Origin of the sequence: Maribacter arcticus (assembly GCF_900167935.1) — a bacterium.
In the GTDB taxonomy this organism is placed as follows: Bacteria; Bacteroidota; Bacteroidia; order Flavobacteriales; family Flavobacteriaceae; genus Maribacter; species Maribacter arcticus.
In genome coordinates this window covers 67,885-85,072 of record NZ_FUYL01000014.1, presented here as the reverse complement: position 1 = coordinate 85,072, position 17,188 = coordinate 67,885, and the positions used below count along the sequence as shown (strand labels likewise).

At 33.6% G+C, this 17,188-nt stretch carries 20 protein-coding genes and 2 tRNA genes; 10 read left to right on the top strand and 12 right to left on the bottom strand.

Translation table 11 applies throughout. From position 1 onward, the window contains the following. Positions 1–15 precede the first annotated feature (15 nt). From B5X55_RS18340 to B5X55_RS18285, 12 genes are all read right to left on the bottom strand, one after another. Positions 16–97: transfer RNA gene (locus tag B5X55_RS18340), tRNA-Tyr, on the bottom strand. Positions 98–124: 27 nt separating this feature from the next. Then, positions 125–198: transfer RNA gene (locus B5X55_RS18335), tRNA-Thr, on the bottom strand. Positions 199–300: 102 nt separating this feature from the next. After that, complete coding sequence (hpf, locus tag B5X55_RS18330; protein WP_079514631.1) at positions 301–603, bottom strand: ribosome hibernation-promoting factor, HPF/YfiA family; 303 nt, start codon at positions 601–603, stop codon at positions 301–303. 43 nt (positions 604–646) lie between these two features. Continuing rightward, complete coding sequence (locus tag B5X55_RS18325) at positions 647–1,540, bottom strand: tyrosine-type recombinase/integrase (RefSeq protein ID WP_079514629.1); 894 nt, start codon at positions 1,538–1,540, stop codon at positions 647–649. A 92-nt stretch (positions 1,541–1,632) separates the two neighbouring features. Next, positions 1,633–1,827 (bottom strand): 30S ribosomal protein S21, encoded by a 195-nt coding sequence (gene rpsU / locus B5X55_RS18320; protein WP_027067859.1) that lies wholly within the window; start codon positions 1,825–1,827, stop codon positions 1,633–1,635. 100 nt (positions 1,828–1,927) lie between these two features. Then, positions 1,928–3,097, bottom strand: coding sequence for an acyl-CoA dehydrogenase family protein (locus B5X55_RS18315; protein WP_079514669.1), 1,170 nt, complete (start codon positions 3,095–3,097; stop codon positions 1,928–1,930). Between the two features lie 10 nt (positions 3,098–3,107). Continuing rightward, positions 3,108–3,986, bottom strand: coding sequence for a ComEA family DNA-binding protein (locus B5X55_RS18310; RefSeq protein WP_079514627.1), 879 nt, complete (start codon positions 3,984–3,986; stop codon positions 3,108–3,110). Positions 3,987–3,996: 10 nt separating this feature from the next. After that, positions 3,997–5,607 (bottom strand): alanine/glycine:cation symporter family protein, encoded by a 1,611-nt coding sequence (locus B5X55_RS18305; protein WP_079514625.1) that lies wholly within the window; start codon positions 5,605–5,607, stop codon positions 3,997–3,999. A gap of 89 nt (positions 5,608–5,696) precedes the next feature. Beyond that, positions 5,697–6,704, bottom strand: a complete 1,008-nt coding sequence (locus tag B5X55_RS18300) for a potassium channel family protein (protein WP_079514623.1) — start codon at positions 6,702–6,704, stop codon at positions 5,697–5,699. 3 nt (positions 6,705–6,707) lie between these two features. Next, a complete protein-coding gene (locus B5X55_RS18295; protein ID WP_027067864.1) occupies positions 6,708–6,935 on the bottom strand; it encodes a PspC domain-containing protein in 228 nt (75 codons plus the stop codon). An 11-nt stretch (positions 6,936–6,946) separates the two neighbouring features. After that, the gene (locus B5X55_RS18290) at positions 6,947–8,224 is read right to left on the bottom strand and encodes a DUF2851 family protein (RefSeq protein WP_079514621.1); all 1,278 of its coding nucleotides are present in this window, start codon (positions 8,222–8,224) and stop codon (positions 6,947–6,949) included. A gap of 57 nt (positions 8,225–8,281) precedes the next feature. Continuing rightward, positions 8,282–8,590: a rhodanese-like domain-containing protein gene (locus B5X55_RS18285; RefSeq protein ID WP_079514619.1), complete on the bottom strand. Its 309-nt coding sequence runs from the start codon at positions 8,588–8,590 to the stop codon at positions 8,282–8,284. A gap of 139 nt (positions 8,591–8,729) precedes the next feature. Here B5X55_RS18285 and B5X55_RS18280 point away from each other — a divergent pair, with 139 nt between their 5' ends. From B5X55_RS18280 to trpA, 10 genes are all read left to right on the top strand, one after another. Beyond that, a complete protein-coding gene (locus B5X55_RS18280) occupies positions 8,730–9,176 on the top strand; it encodes a MarR family winged helix-turn-helix transcriptional regulator (RefSeq protein ID WP_079514617.1) in 447 nt (148 codons plus the stop codon). Positions 9,177–9,188: 12 nt separating this feature from the next. Beyond that, the gene (locus B5X55_RS18275) at positions 9,189–9,821 is read left to right on the top strand and encodes an NAD(P)H-dependent oxidoreductase (RefSeq protein ID WP_079514615.1); all 633 of its coding nucleotides are present in this window, start codon (positions 9,189–9,191) and stop codon (positions 9,819–9,821) included. 26 nt (positions 9,822–9,847) lie between these two features. Continuing rightward, positions 9,848–10,429, top strand: a complete 582-nt coding sequence (locus B5X55_RS18270) for a YceI family protein (protein WP_200811637.1) — start codon at positions 9,848–9,850, stop codon at positions 10,427–10,429. Between the two features lie 267 nt (positions 10,430–10,696). Next, a complete protein-coding gene (locus tag B5X55_RS18265) occupies positions 10,697–12,094 on the top strand; it encodes an anthranilate synthase component I family protein (protein WP_079514611.1) in 1,398 nt (465 codons plus the stop codon). Position 12,095: 1 nt separating this feature from the next. Continuing rightward, positions 12,096–12,665, top strand: coding sequence for an anthranilate synthase component II (locus tag B5X55_RS18260; protein ID WP_079514609.1), 570 nt, complete (start codon positions 12,096–12,098; stop codon positions 12,663–12,665). A gap of 66 nt (positions 12,666–12,731) precedes the next feature. Beyond that, entirely contained in the window at positions 12,732–13,727 is a 996-nt protein-coding gene (gene trpD, locus B5X55_RS18255) for an anthranilate phosphoribosyltransferase (protein WP_079514607.1), read from the top strand. 100 nt (positions 13,728–13,827) lie between these two features. Further along, the gene (trpC, locus tag B5X55_RS18250) at positions 13,828–14,610 is read left to right on the top strand and encodes an indole-3-glycerol phosphate synthase TrpC (protein WP_079514667.1); all 783 of its coding nucleotides are present in this window, start codon (positions 13,828–13,830) and stop codon (positions 14,608–14,610) included. Positions 14,611–14,614: 4 nt separating this feature from the next. After that, on the top strand, positions 14,615–15,241 hold the full coding sequence (locus tag B5X55_RS18245; RefSeq protein WP_079514605.1) for a phosphoribosylanthranilate isomerase: 627 nt from the start codon (positions 14,615–14,617) through the stop codon (positions 15,239–15,241). Then, positions 15,238–16,422, top strand: coding sequence for a tryptophan synthase subunit beta (gene trpB / locus B5X55_RS18240; RefSeq protein WP_079514603.1), 1,185 nt, complete (start codon positions 15,238–15,240; stop codon positions 16,420–16,422). The genes B5X55_RS18245 and trpB overlap by 4 nt, the downstream gene beginning before the upstream one ends. Before the next feature lies 1 nt (position 16,423). Beyond that, positions 16,424–17,188, top strand: coding sequence for a tryptophan synthase subunit alpha (gene trpA / locus B5X55_RS18235; RefSeq protein WP_079514601.1), 765 nt, complete (start codon positions 16,424–16,426; stop codon positions 17,186–17,188).

The following is a 17,188-nucleotide window of genomic DNA, read 5'->3' as shown; positions in this document are numbered from 1 at the left end:
TACTAAAAAGTTTAGTGGGGAGAGCAGGATTCGAACCTGCGAAGACGTAGTCAGCAGATTTACAGTCTGCCCTCGTTGGCCGCTTGAGTATCTCCCCTCAAACTAATATTTTAAAGAACTTCAGAGCCGATGGAGGGACTCGAACCCACGACCTGCTGATTACAAATCAGCTGCTCTAGCCAGCTGAGCTACATCGGCTTATTTCATGACTTTTCTGTCATAAAAAAGCCCGCTATTTCTAACGGACTGCAAATGTATAGTATTTTTTGTTTATTCAAAACAAATTTTAAAAAATTTTCATCAAGCTTGTAATCTTAATTTCTCCTTTTGCTTTATTAACCTTCTTTCCAAGGAATTACATGCCGAGTCTACAGCCTCTTCAAAAGATTTACATTGCTTTTTAACAATAAATTTATCTTTAGGAACGGTAATTTTAATCTCAACTATTTTATTTGCCTTAGAACTCGTATTCTCAACTTTCATGTAAACATCAGAGCTAATGACCTTAGAATAAAAGGTTTCGACTTTATCTAGCCTATTTTGTAGAAAATTAATTAATTCACTATCTGCGTTAAAATTTACCGATTGTGTATTTACTTTCATAGTCAGAAAATTAATGGCTAAAGAAACTAGCCTGATTATACAATTATAGTTTATTTCCCCTTGGATGAGCCTTAGAATGCACTTTTTTCAATTCAGCAATACTATTATGCGTATAAACTTGCGTTGAAGCCAAACTTGAATGCCCTAATAATTCCTTTACAGCATTTAAGTCAGCTCCTTTATTCAAGAGGTGTGTAGCAAAGGTATGCCTTAGAATATGTGGACTGGTCTTCACCTTTGAGGAAACTACTCTAAAATACTTGTTTATTAATCTATAAACAAGAGTTTCATACATTTTATTGCCCGACTGCGTGAGGAATATATAGCTTGCATCTTTTATCTCAATTAACTCCATTCGTTTTAAAAAATAAGATTCAAACTTTTTCTTTGTTTCTGGCAACATTGGTATAAATCGTTCCTTATTTCGCTTACCCAACACTTTGATGGTCATGGTTTCAAAATCTACGTCAGACAACTTCAACTCTAACAACTCTGCCCTACGCATACCTGTAGTATATAAAACATGGATCAACAACTCATCTCTAATACCTTCAAAATCATCACTATACTCAATTACTGAAAGCACATTCTGCATTTCTAACTCTGAAAACGGTATTTCTATTTTTTTTGATGTTTTTAAGGCTTTATGCTTTACTAGTGGATTTACATCTAATGAACCTATTTTTTGAAGAAACTTAAAATAAGACTTTAGTGATGAAATTTTTCTGTTAATTGAACGATTATTCATCTCTCTTTCAGACAAATTAACAATCCAAAAACGGATTAAGCTATAATCTACATTATCAATATCATCAAAATCATACTGTACATTACAAAAATGACTGAATTCAAGGATATCATTTTCATATGCTTTTACCGTATGTTTAGAATAGTTTTTCTCTAAGGATAGATACGAAATGAATTCAGATAATAACATATTCTAAAGGTATCAAAAGTTTTATATGACTTGAGATTAATGCAAAAAAAAATCCCGCAATTAGCGGGATTTTTTATTCTCTATTACAAAGTCTAGATTTCTTCTTGATCTCTAAGACCTTGAATGTATTCTGCTTTTTGAATCTGTGCTCTTCGAACGACTGATGGCTTATTGAACTGTTGACGCTTACGTAACTGTCTCATTGTACCTGTTTTATCGAACTTACGTTTGAAACGTTTTAAAGCTCTATCGATGTTTTCTCCTTCTTTTACTGGTATTATTAACATGGGCTAAACCTCCTCTCTTTATGATTAAGGGTGCAAATATAACAACTATATTCATTTAGGCAACCTATAATCGAATTTTTAAAAACTAATTTTACTAATATTAAACTGTAGCAGGCTTATACTCTTTTTTATCAATGACCATCTTAGCGATAATCTCTCTAAGTATTTCTGATGTCCCCCCACCTATAGGTCCAAGTCTACTATCTCTAAAGTTACGCGCCATTGGGTAATCTTCTATATAACCATAACCACCCAAAAACTGTAAACATTCATAAGCAACCTTATCAGCAACCTTAGTAGATTTCAATTTTGATATCGTAGCCTCTTTAACAACATACTGACCCTTATCTAAACGATATGCAACTGAATAATTATATTCTTTACACATATCAATATCACCATACATATCTGCAACCCTATGTCGTAGGGCCTGAAATTTATTTATCGATTTACCAAAGGCTTCTCTTTCAGACATATACTTTAGAGCATACTCTAAAACATGTTCTGATCTAGCATGAGCATTTACACCCATTATCAATCGCTCTAAAGAAAAGTGCTCCATAATATATGAAAAGCCCATATTCTCATCACCCATAAGGTTCTCTACAGGAATCTTCACATTATCAAAAGCGAGCTCTGCAGTATCAGATGCGCGCCAGCCTAGCTTGTTCAATTTATTCGCAGTAACTCCATTACTATGTCTGTCAACCACAAAAATGCTTATTCCTTTATTACCCAATTCTGGTGCAGTCTTAGCAGCTATAATCATATAGTCAGCATAAACACCATTTGTTATAAAAGTCTTTGAGCCGTTTAAAATATAAAAATCTCCATCTCTTACAGCAGTTGTGCGCATTGCAGCAACATCACTACCCCCAAAAGGTTCTGAGACACAAAGACATCCTATTTTATCACCATTAACACTAGGTCTTAAATATTTTTCTTTAACAAAAGAATCTGCTTCTTTATTAAGATGGGTCATTGCCAAATAAGCATGTGCCCAAATTGCGGCAGCAAAACCACCGGAATTAACCTTTTGTAATTCTTCTAACAAGACTACGGTATAAAAAAGATCAAGACCTAAACCTCCATCTTCTTCTGGGGTGGCTAAACCGAAATAACCCATATCTCCGAATTTCTTCCATATGAACCTTTCGATAGTACCTGTCTCCTCCCATTTCTCTATATGAGGAACAACTTCTTTTTGTAAAAAATCCTTTAGGCTCTCCCTAAATAATTGATGTTCTTCACTGAAGTACATACTTTGCATAGCATTTTTTTTATAGTGACAAATATAAATTAATTCTATCAATTCGCTCTGCGGGAAATTCTTCTATTTTTAATAATTCGTTCAATGATTTGATACTTCCGTTGAGATTACGATAATTTACTATACGCTCAGCTACCTCTTTTTGAATATATATCAATTTAGACAACTCATAAGCTGTTGCTGTATTAATATTAATTTTGACAATATTAGGCTTACTGATTACCTTAAACTTTTTTAATATACGTCTAGCGACTTCTTCATCTAAATAATAAACTTCGAATAATTGGTCGTCTACCAAAAAACCGCCCAATCTATTTCTAAATTTTATAATTCTCGCTGATAGCTTCTCTCCAACTCCATTAATAACCCTTAATTTCTCAGCAGTTGCTGTATTCAAATCTTCCCAAGCAACAATCCCAGAAGTTGCATCAACATTTTTTACACTGCTCAGATTAACTTGTTTATATTTCTGCTTTGTAGTCCATTCTGGAAATTTGAAATAAGGAGAAATAACTTGTAGTAATGAATCTGAAATGCTTGTAACTTTTTGGAATTGTTCAGCCGAATTCACGAATTTATTAGTCTTTCTAAAATTATGTAATTTATCAATCTCATCAGTTGACATACCTAATGTATATCCTTTAAAGTCGGATATGAAATTTGGATTAAAAGGATAAATTTTTATAGTATCATTCTTCAACGATACATTTTTTAGTGAATCAATTCTAACCTGAAAGTCACTATTTATATTTAATGGATATTTCTCATTTATTTGATACGAATCATACACAAAATACCCTACATGAATAATTATAAGGAAAAGTATTAAAAAGAAAATCCCACTTCGTTCTTGTTTATTGAACTTGAAGTGGGATTTTAAATTTCTCAAAGTCAGACTATTAATATACCTTTTTGATTGCCGTTAAATATCTTTCTAAACTTTTCTTCACTTTTGGAAAAAGAATAAGTAAACCAATCATATTTGGAAAAACCAACGCTAAAATCATTGCATCAGAAAACTTAATTACCGCATCTAAAGTTGCCGCAGCACCAATTACAACAAACATCAAGAACAATACTTTATAAACGATATCTGCAACCTTACCTCTACCAAATAAATATTTCCATGATTGAAGCCCATAATAAGACCAAGAAATCATTGTTGAAAAGGCAAATAATATAATTGCTATCGTAAGTACATATCTAAAGCCTGGTATTACAGAGTCATAAGCCATAGACGTTAAATCTACACCACCAACATAAGCTCCTGTATCATTTAAAAGTACCGTACTACCAATACCGTTACCATAATCAAATGCACCGGCATCCATATTAAAGAATATAATAACCAAAGCTGTCATGGTACAAATAACCACTGTATCTATAAAAGGCTCTAATAAAGCCACGATACCTTCACTTGCAGGATATCTTGTTTTAACAGCTGAGTGAGCAATTGCAGCGGAACCTGCACCTGCCTCATTCGAGAATGCAGCTCTTTGAAAACCTACAATAATTACACCGACGATACCTCCTATTGCAGCATCTGGAGAAAAAGCGCCATCGTAAATCATAACAAAAGCATCACCTATATATTTTATGTTAGCAAAAATAATCACCAATGATGCCAACACGTATATACCGGCCATAAATGGAACAATCTTTTCAGTAACACTTGCTATTTTTTTAATTCCCCCGATAATTACAATACCCACTAATACAGCAAGGATTACACCTATGATGACACCCGTAGCACCACCTTCGAGATTGAACATTGATGTCAACTGCACTGCAGCTTGGTTAGATTGAAATGCATTACCACCACCAAAAGAAGCTCCTACACACAATACGGCAAAGATTCCGGCAAGAATTTTACCCAAAACCTTCATGTTGTTTTCGCTTAGTCCCTTTGACAAATAATACATTGGTCCACCGTAAACAGTTCCATCCGGTCCAACATCTCTATATTTAACCCCTAACGTACATTCTACGAATTTTGTAGACATACCAATAAGACCACAAACGACCATCCAAAATGTAGCACCAGGACCGCCTAATGCGATTGCAACTGCTACACCTGCGATATTACCTAAACCTACTGTCCCAGAAACTGCGGTAGCCAATGCTTGAAAATGGCTAACCTCCCCTTCTTCACTCTCATCTCTTATCGTATCGGGTATATCACCATCTTCGGTCATATGTAATTGAACCTTTTCAAGGCCATACTTTTCAATTTCCTCATATTTTCCTCTCACAACATTTAATGCCATTGGAAATTTAGTGATACCCGGAAATTTAAAATAAATCGTAAAAAAGGTAGCGCCTACAATTAACAATATTAATACGATTGGAATATTGTAACCCGCAATTGTTACTGGGGTCAAAACTGTAGCTTCCCACCAAGTTGCGAAAGGCATAAAAGCATCATTTACTATTTCATCTAAACCTTTTTCTTGAGCAATGGTTATAAACGGCAGTAACAATGTTAATAGAGTTAGAAGTTTATACTTCATAAGTTTGAAATTTATTTTGATTTAGTTAGTTAATCTAGCAATATCCTAAAAATAATGGATGCAATCAAATATAAGAGCGATAAAAATTATTATTCGATATGAAACATTTTGTTAAGTTTTTTAATTTGTTCGGGCCTACCTAATACAATTACCTTACTCTTTGGCTGCAATTGCAAATCCGCTTCCGGATTTATAGTATACTTGCCATCTGGTGATATGTACCCTATTATTGTGCAGCCGGTTTTTCTTCTTAAGTCTAAATCCCGCAATGAATTACATTCTATTTGATTCGAGAAATCTTCAATTGCCACCTCCTCTAAATTGGTTGTATTCTCGCCCTCCATAGAAAGCTTATCCATAAATGTGATAAGGTCTGGCATTACCACCAAAGACGCCATATGATCTCCACCTATTTTATCTGGCATTATCACCTTATCGGCACCTGCCAAGAATAGCTTCTTTTGAGAATTCACTAAAGATGCCCTACTTATAATAAAGAGGTCTTTTTTCAATTGCCTTGCCGATAAAACAACAAAAAGGTTTGCAGCATCATCGGGTAGTGTAGCAATTAAATATTGAGCTCTCTCTATACCTGCTTCTAAAAGCACATCGTCATCATTTGCATCACCTTCAATAAATAAAATGTCTTCGCTAAAACGTTCAATTACCTCTTTATCTTTTTCAATAACTACAAATGGCTTCTTATATGCTTTTAATTTTTCAGCGGCTTGCATACCATTTCTTCCAAACCCACAAACGACTACATGCTGATTCAAATTTTCGATGATATTCTTCATTTTTTTCTTTTTTAATAATTGTAATGAGTTTCTACTGATTAAATATTCTGTTATGACAGAAATTGCAAAACCAAATATAAAAACACTGGTGACAATAAGTACTATTGTGAAAATCTTGCCTTCTGGACCCATTGGCCGCACCTCTGAAAAACCTACTGTAGTGACCGTAATTATGGTCATGTAAAATGCATCTACCCAAGAGTAGTCTGCTATAAATCGATACCCGAGCACCCCAAATGTTAATGCCATAAGCATTAAGGCTAGTGCTAAATAAATTTTAGACCGAAATAATTGTATCATAGATTACAAATCAAAAACTGAGTTTCGTTTAGTATAAATTAAATCTTTGATTCTAAGCCAAAAAGCCAAAAAAAGATAGAGCGCAAAACCAAAACCCACCGTAACAAAGGTTAGATAAATAAAGGAGGTTCGAACCACTCGTGCTCTTATTCCTAAACGTTCAGCAATTCTACCACATACCTCAAACCCTCTTTTTTGAAAGTATAACAATAATTTATAGAATACATTCATTGGGCATAAAATTAGACTTTTATATTTATTAAAGATGCACCTATAGCACATTCTAAGCATTTGTCTTTAACACAATATTCATTATATAATTGAATATATGATTGTGACTCTTTCGCGTCTTTAATCGAGACATCCAATTTTCTAAAATTAGCGACTATACTATTTTCTTCTTTTTTGATTGACATCATCATTTTAAGCAACGAATCATTATTTTCATTACCCTGATATTGTTGATAACAAAACTTTAAAGGAATAATAGTATTGATCATCAGCAAATCTAAAAATGAGTTTGAAATTTTTTTGACACTCTTTTTCGATGTTTTCCCAAAGTTATAGTGAGTCTCCCAAAACTCACTGGTTCCTAAATTGAATATCTTAGAAATGTTAGGCTGATCTTTTTCAATTAGTAAATGAAAAAGATTATTGTTCGTAGAATATATAGCGCTCAATTGTGCCAATCTAATTGTTGGGAAATTAGATGGTCTGAGTCTAAAAAATTCTGGGGTTTTATAAGGCTGGTTTAATTGATACTTATGTTTTAAGAATGCATACTCCCTCTTTAAAGACTTATAATGAACATCAACCTCTTGTTCATCATCTAATAATCTTGCTTGCCCAAGAAATAAACTCTCTAATTCTAAAGGTTTTTCATGAAGCTTTCTAATTATTGAAAAATCAATAGTTTTCCCCAATTCAACAAATACGTCCTTATTTATATTAGACCCAAAGGTTTTTAATAGCATTAAAAATAAGACCTGCTCCCAATCGTTATTACTAGACTCAAGTAATTGATTTATGAATACAGATTTTTCCTCTAATCTTTCTATAAAAAGCCGATCTAACCAATTATTTCTCAAAAAATCCTCTACCTCGTTGAATTCCTTTTCGCAATTAATAAATTTATAATTTCTTGAATCAAAAAGCGATTGATAGGTTTCTAAAAGCTCTAAAGAAATATATTGTTTTAACGATAATGTCGGTATTTGCGTACCATCTTTTCTGAACACCGAAACATCATCATCCCAAACAACGTGTAGTATTACGTTATCGTAATTTTTATCTTCTTGATGTTTATGCGCATACCAATCTGACGATTTTATATGAATTTCTACGTTACCTGCCCATAATTGACCATTCAGTTCAACCTTCGCGTTAAAAAAGTCTGGACCACTTAAATGATTGTGAACACCGGTCGACTCTACTATAACACTTTCACCAGAAGTGGTTTCAAGTATATTAATAGGGTACTTTCTGTACATCCACACAAAATGAAGCAAATCTTCCCTCATTCTATAAAAATAAAAAACCCGCTATAAAGCGGGTGTAATTTTTTAAAGAAATTAAAATTAAGCGGTCTCTCCCTCCCAATTCATAAATCCCCCTTGAAGGTTAAAAGCATTGTCAATCCCTATGCTTTTCATTATAGCACAAGCTTGTCCGCTTCTATTTCCCGACCTACAATAAACATAATAGTTTTTCGACTTGTCTAATTTTTCAAGTTCTTCAATGAACTCTTGTCCTTTATAGATATCTAAATTGATAGAATTAGGAATTATACCTTCTTCTATTTCTTCTTCTGTTCTAACATCTAGTATTACAGCATTAGAATCCTTTTCTAGTTGCTCTTCCCATTCTTGTTGTGATAAATCTGCCATAGTATAAAAATTATACTGTAAAAATAATCGATTTTTATTTAAATAAAATGATCGTCAAATTTTAACAAAAAATTAATCCTCTAAACCTTGTGGTTTTCAAAATAACATATACATTTGTATATACAAATATTGTACATACATGAATGTTGAAGACATTATTAAAACGAATATTAAAATACCGTTACATAAGCGGACAATAATTCATTTGTCTTTAGTAATGAATAAAATTGACGAAGAAGTATCAACCTGCTTGAAACCTTATGAAATATCAATTCAACAATTTAATGTTTTAAGCATACTAAGAGGTCAAAAAGGAAACCCTGCGAATCTTTCAACTATAAATGAACGTATGGTTTCTAAAATGAGCAACACAACTAGGCTAGTCGATAAGTTACTTTTAAAGGGTTTTGTAAGCAGAAACATATGTAAACAAAATAGAAGAAAAATAGAAATTCAAATAACAAAAGAAGGAATTAAGATTTTAGAACAAATTGATGGTATACTTTTTGAAACAGAAAAGAAAATACTTGAGAATTTTAATGAAACTGAATTACACGAATTAAATACACTATTAAATAAATTTTAAGTTTAAAGATAAATGAAAAACGTTCTAGACAAATTAAATTGGCGCTATGCCACAAAAGTATTTGATAATTCTAAAAAAGTAAGCAAAGAAGATTTGAATATTTTATTAGACGCAGCAAGATTGAGCGCATCATCATACGGTTTACAACCATACCATTTTTTCGTTATAGAAGATAGTGAAGTAAGATCTAAATTAAGAAAGGCTTCTTGGAATCAATCTCAAATAACCGATGCTTCATACCTTTTGGTTCTTGCCAATAAACCTACTTTTGATGATAGTTTAGTAGACAACTATATCGATAATATAATTGAAACACGTGGTGTTACAAAAAAAGATGTTGAAGGCTACTCGCAAATGATGAAAGGTGCACTTTTAGGTCTTCCAGATGAACAAAAAAAATCTTGGACTTCTGATCAAACCTATATCGCGCTAGGTAATCTTATGACTATTGCAGCTGAAATGGAGATAGATACTTGCCCCATGGAAGGTTTCGACAAAGCACAATACAATGAAATACTAGGTCTTAATGATAAAAATCTTAATGCTTCAGTTGTTTTAGCTGTAGGCTACCGAGCAGATAACGACGAAACTCAAAATTACCCAAAAGTTCGATATTCAAAAAAACAAATAATTACACATATATAAATACACAAACAATTAAAATTAAAAACATGAAAAAATCAATATTAAGTATCGCTTTAGTAGCAGTTTTCGGACTATCAGCAACTGCCTCTACGCCTAATGAAGGTGAAAAGAAACAAGTAAAGGTTAGCGAAAGTACCGTTACCTGGAAAGGTTATAAAGTTACTGGAGAACATAATGGTTCAATTAAATTGAAATCGGGTTTCTTAGAAATGAAAGGCAAGAAATTAATAGGCGGCGAATTTGTAGTAGATATGACGACTTTATCTAATAATGATTTAGCAGCTGGTCAAGGAAAAGAAAAATTGGAAGGTCACTTAAAATCTGCTGATTTCTTTGGTGTAGATGCAAATCCTAACTCTAAATTGGTTTTCACTTCTGTAAAACCCATGAATGAAAATTCATACACAGTTACTGGAGATTTAACTATAAAAGGAATTTCAAAGCCTGTAACTCTTGTAGTTTCTATGTTTGAGAATAAAGCAACTGCTACTATAAAGGTTGATAGAACTAAATATGACATTAAATACGGTTCTGGAAGCTTCTTTGATGACCTAGGTGACAAAGCTATATATGATGAGTTCGATTTAGTTGTTGATTTAGCGCTTTAAGAATTTATGTTTTAGGCATTAAATAAGATAAATACACACAATTTTAAATCCCTTTGATATTTTTCAAAGGGATTTAAAATTTTTCATATAAACAAAGTTTGAAAGTTTAAAATTCCTTTATATATTTGAGGCTCAATGGAAAATTTAATTGTAAATACTTGGTGGTGGTATAACTTGCGAATAACAACGTGAGCATAGCATTATTGTAGTAAAACTATATAAAGGCTTGTCATCACGACAAGCCTTCCTTATTTTATAAAAGTACCTATGGCCTATCAATTTAAAACATATCATAAAAAAATTCTTGCCGACACGTTAACTCCGGTCAGTGTTTATTTGAAAATTAGAGATCGTTTTCCAAATAGTATTTTATTGGAGAGTAGTGACTATCACGCAAATGATAATAGTTTCTCATATATCTGCTGTAACCCCATAGCTTCTATAAAAATTGAGAACGAAACGGTTACTAAAAATTTTCCAGATGGAAACACCGAAGAATTTTCAATTGATGAAGGAACAAATGTTGTAGAAATCATTGATGCTTTTAGTAAAGCATTCAAAGCAGATGAAAATGATTTTAAATTCATTAACAACGGACTATTTGGGTACATGGCATATGATGCAGTTCGGTATTTTGAAGATGTTAATTTAACCGTGAAAGAAGACTCTATTCAAATACCTGATATCTATTATGCGGTGTATCAAAATATTATTGCTATTAATCATTTTAAGAATGAAGCCTATCTTTTTGCACATTGTTATGAAGCAGACAATAATATTCCAGAATTAGAGCAACTCTTAAACATACGAAATTTTGCCACCTATAATTTCAAGATAGACGGTGATAGAGAATCTAATTTAGAAGACGAAGAATTTAGAGAACAAGTAGATTTGGCAAAAAAACACTGCCAACGTGGCGATGTTTTTCAACTGGTACTAAGTCGTAGGTTTTCTCAAGGATTTAAAGGTGATGAATTCAATGTATACAGAGCATTACGATCGGTAAATCCGTCTCCATATTTATTCTATTTTGATTATGGAGATTTTAAAATATTCGGAAGTTCTCCTGAAGCGCAATTAATTGTTAGTGATGGAAAAGCAGAAATACACCCAATTGCCGGCACCTTTAAAAGAACAGGTAATGACGAACAAGATGCTGAACTTGCTAAGGAATTAAAAGCTGACGATAAGGAGAATAGTGAGCATGTAATGTTAGTAGATTTAGCTCGAAATGACTTAAGCAGAAATGGTAATGTGGTGCAAGTAGAAAATTATCGAGAAGTTCAGTTTTTCTCCCACGTAATACATTTGGTTTCTAAAGTAACTGGTATGAAAAAGAGTGATATCTCTACAATGAAAGTAGTTGCAGACACCTTTCCGGCAGGTACTTTAAGTGGAGCACCAAAGCATATGGCAATGCAGCTCATTGAAAAATATGAGAAAACAAGCAGAGGTTACTACGGTGGCGCTATAGGTTTTATGGATTTCAATGGTAATTTCAACCATGCAATTATGATTAGAACCTTTCTTAGTAAAAACCATGAACTTCATTATCAGGCAGGGGCGGGTATTGTAGCAGCTTCTAATCCAGAAAGTGAGTTACAAGAAACCTATAATAAATTAGGTGCTTTAACCAAAGCATTAGAAATAGCGGAAGACATTTAAAATGAAGAAAATACTAGTTATAGATAATTACGACAGCTTTACCTACAACCTTGTTCATTATTTAGAGGAGTTAGATTGTGAAGTCGTTGTAAAACGAAATGACCAACTTACTTTAGAAGAAGTAGACGCTTTTGATAAAATAGTTCTATCACCCGGTCCTGGCATACCAGATGAAGCTGGGCTACTAAAGGAAATTATTGCAACATATGCACCCACCAAAAGTATTTTTGGTGTTTGCCTAGGGCAGCAAGCCATTGCAGAAGTTTTCGGTGGTTCACTTATAAACTTAAAAGAAGTTTATCACGGTATTGCAACTAAAATTAAAATCACAGTAGAGGATTTAATTTTTAAAGGGATGCCAAATGAAATTGAAGTGGGTCGGTATCATTCTTGGGTAGTTAATCCTGAATTGCCAGATGTTTTAGAAGTAACATCAGTTGATGAAAACGGTCAAATTATGTCGTTACGTCATAAAACGTATGATGTTCGCGCCGTACAATTTCACCCAGAGTCGGTATTAACTCCGCATGGAAAAAAAATGTTAGAGAACTGGTTAAATGCTAATGCTTAATAAAGAGCACTAAGTAATAGGCGAATGCTATTTACTTAACACCAAATTCTTAATACAATCAAGAAAATGAAAGAAACACTAAATAAACTAATAAATCACGAAATACTCTCCAAGGAAGACGCAAAATGTATTTTGGTCAACATTGCGAAAGGTGATTATAATACAAGTCAAATAGCTGCTTTTTTAACGGTTTACATGATGCGTAGCATTACAATTGAAGAACTAGAAGGCTTTAGAGATGCGTTGTTAGACTTATGTTTGGCCGTAGATTTATCTGCTTATAACCCAATTGATTTATGTGGTACCGGTGGTGATGGTAAAGACACGTTTAATATTTCTACACTTGCATCTTTTGTTACAGCTGGCGCAGGAGTGAAAGTGACCAAACATGGTAATTACGGAGTATCATCTAAATGTGGTAGTAGTAATGTGATGGAGTTTCTAGGCATTAAATTCAGTAATCAAGCCGATTTCCTAGAAAAATGTATCGATGAAGCTGGCATATGCGTGTTGCATGCACCATTATTTCATCCAGCAATGAAAAACGTGGCACCTATTCGTAAAGATTTAGGCGTGAAGACGTTCTTTAATATGTTAGGACCTATGGTGAATCCGGCATTTCCTCAAAATCAAATGGTGGGTGTATTCAATTTAGAACTCGCTCGTATGTATGGGTACCTATATCAGAAAACCGATAAGAATTTCACCGTTTTACATGCACTAGATGGCTATGACGAAATCTCATTGACAGGAAATACCAAGACCATTTCAAATACCACAGAAAGTATGCTAAAACCATCTGATTTTGGTGTGAAACAAATAAAACAATCAGATATTGTTGGTGGAGATTCTATAGAGGAGTCAGCTCAAATTTTCTTAAATGTGCTGCAAGGCAAAGGTACAGAGCCACAAAACAATGTAGTTTGCGCCAATGCTGGCATTGCTATAGCCACAGTAGAAGGGTTAACTCCTCTTCAAGGTTTTGAAAGGGCTAAAGAATCTTTGCTAAGTGGAAAAGGGTTGGTTGCATTAAAGAAAATACAGGAACTAAGTAGAAATTAAAACGTCATTACGAATAGCTTTATGTGACATATCAAAAGATTATTTAGGTTTTAATAATCAAAAGATTGGTTCGTACCTCGAAATGACAGAAAGAAATAAAATGAACATTCTAGATAAAATAGTAGCGGATAAGCGTAAAGAAGTTGATTTAAAAAAATCGATTATTCCTTTATCACAATATGAAGCTTCAGCACTCTTTGGAAGAGAAACAACCTCTTTATCACATGCGTTGAAGCAAAGTGAAACGGGGATAATTTCTGAATTTAAACGCAGGTCTCCTTCCAAAGCAATTATTAATCAAAATGCAAATGTTGGACAAGTAGCAAAGGGATACGAAAAAGCCGGAGTTTGCGGTATGAGCGTACTTACAGACATAAAATATTTTGGTGGTTCTATTGAAGATTTAATTTTAGCAAGAGCGTCGGTTCAACTACCATTACTTCGTAAAGAATTTATTATCAACGAATACCAAATTATAGAAGCAAAAGCATATGGCGCTGACGTTATATTGTTAATTGCTGCTGTATTAACGAAACAAGAAATAAAAAACTTTTCTGAGCTTGCTAAAAGTTTAGGGTTAGATGTGCTGCTAGAAGTACATAATGAAGAAGAATTACATAAATCGATTATGCCAAGTTTAGATATGTTAGGGGTTAATAACCGTAACCTAAAAACTTTTGAAGTAAGCCTCGATACCAGTAAGTCACTATCCCAATTGATACCTGATGATTTTGTGAAAGTTTCAGAAAGTGGCATTAGTTCTATTAAGGCTATTAAAGAATTAAAGGAATATGGTTATGAAGGATTTCTAATTGGAGAAAATTTCATGAAAACCGATAACCCAGGACAAAGTGCAATAGACTTTATCCAAAATTTAAAATAGAATCATGAAATTGAAGATATGCGGAATGAAACTTAATACAGTTGAAGTTGCACAATTGCGACCAGACTATCTTGGTTTTATTTTTTGGGAACATTCGTCTAGATTCTTTGAAGGTGAAATTCCTGACCTTCCTCATAATATCAGTAAAATAGGCGTTTTTGTTGATGCAGAGCCTGATTATATTATAGAAAAAGTAAAGAAACATCAGTTACAAGGTTTACAATTACACGGTCATGAAAGTCCAGAATACTGCTCTAAAATAGCCGCGGAATTAAAAAATATAAATCAAAAAGTAGATATCATTAAAGTTTTTTCTATTAAAGAAGAGTTCGATTTTAATGCTTTGATTCCGTACGAGAAAGTATGTGATTTCTATTTATTTGATACCAAAGGAAAATTACCCGGTGGAAATGGCTATACTTTTGATTGGTCTATTTTAAAAAATTATCCTTCAACCAAACCTTACTTTTTAAGCGGAGGTATTGGGTTAAATAACCTTGATAAAATAAACGAGTTCATAAAATTACCTGAATTTAAATACTGCTATGCAATAGATGTGAACAGTAAATTTGAAGCAACACCAGGATTAAAAAAAATTGAAGAATTACAACTATTTAAAAAAGCGCTATGAATTATAATGCTGACGAAAAAGGATATTATGGGGAATTTGGCGGTGCCTTTATTCCAGAAATGCTATATCCCAATGTTGAGGAACTGCGTGCCAACTATCTAAAAATAATGTATGAGGATTCTTTTCAAAAAGAATTTAACCAGCTATTAAAAGATTATGTTGGCAGACCATCTCCATTATATTTTGCCAAACGTCTTTCTGAAAAGCACGGTTGTAAAATATACCTTAAACGAGAAGACCTCAATCATACAGGTGCTCATAAAGTAAACAATACCATTGGTCAAATTCTAATGGCGCAAAAACTGGGTAAAACGAGGATTATTGCTGAAACAGGTGCAGGCCAACATGGGGTAGCAACTGCAACTGTTTGTGCCTTAATGGGACTGAAATGTATTGTGTACATGGGTGAAATTGATATTGCACGGCAAGCACCAAATGTTGCCCGTATGAAAATGTTGGGCGCAGAAGTGAGACCTGCAAAATCTGGAAGCAGAACCCTTAAAGATGCTACAAATGAAGCGATTAGAGATTGGATCAACAATCCGGTAGATACGCACTATATTATAGGTTCTGCGATTGGGCCACACCCCTACCCTGATATGGTAACACGTTTTCAGTCTGTTATATCCGAAGAAATAAAATGGCAATTAAAAGAAAAAGAAGGTCGTGAAAATCCTGATTATGTAGTTGCTTGTATCGGTGGTGGCAGTAATGCTGCTGGAACCTATTATCACTTTTTACATGAGCCTGAAGTTGGTATTATCGCAGTGGAGGCAGCTGGTAAAGGCGTGAATTCAGGAGAAAGTGCTGCAACATCGGCCTTAGGGAAAGTAGGCGTTATTCATGGTTGCAAAACCATGTTAATGCAAACTCCAGACGGACAAATTACAGAGCCTTATTCTATTTCTGCAGGATTAGATTACCCTGGTGTCGGACCTATGCATTCGCATTTATTCAAAACAGGTCGTGCAGAATTTTATTCAGCTACCGATGATGAGGCTATGGCTGCAGGGTTAGAATTAACACAGTTAGAAGGAATCATACCCGCCATTGAAACGGGACATGCATTTGCCATTTTTGCCCATAAAAAATTCAAGAAAGATGATGTTGTAGTAATTAGTCTTTCTGGAAGAGGTGATAAAGATTTAAACACGTATATAGATTATTTTAAGCTAGCATAAGATGAGCAATAGAATAAAAAGCAAATTACAAGAAGACAAGAAACTTCTTTCCATCTATTTTACAGCTGGGTATCCATCTTTATATGACACTGTTCAGATTATTCAAGATTTGGAGAAGAACGGTGTAGATATGATTGAAATAGGTTTACCCTTTAGTGACCCTTTAGCAGACGGCCCTACAATTCAAGAAAGTTCTACCCATGCCTTAAAAAACGGTATGACTACCGAACTACTTTTTGACCAGCTAAAAGCCATTAGAAAATCTGTTTCTATTCCCTTGATTATTATGGGATATTTCAACCCAATGCTACAATATGGCGTTGAAGCATTTTGTAAAAAATGTCATGAGATAGGTATTGATGGTTTAATTATGCCCGATTTACCTTTAGATGTGTATCAATCGGATTATGAAGCGATATTCAAAAAATATGGCTTATTAAATATATTCTTAATTACTCCGCAAACTAGTGATCAGCGTATTCACCAAATCGACAAGGCTTCAGACGGATTTATCTATATGGTTAGTTCGGCAAGTGTAACGGGGTCAAAATCTGGTTTTGGGCAAGAGCAAGAAAATTATTTTGAGCGTATTGCAGCAATGAATCTAAAAAACACACAGATTGTTGGGTTTGGTATTAAAGACGCGGAAACTTTTAAACAAGCCACTAAAACTGCTAAAGGTGCCATTATTGGTTCAGCTTTTATTAAACATTTGACGGCAAATGGAATTACCAAAATAGCCGATTTCATTAATAAAATACGATGA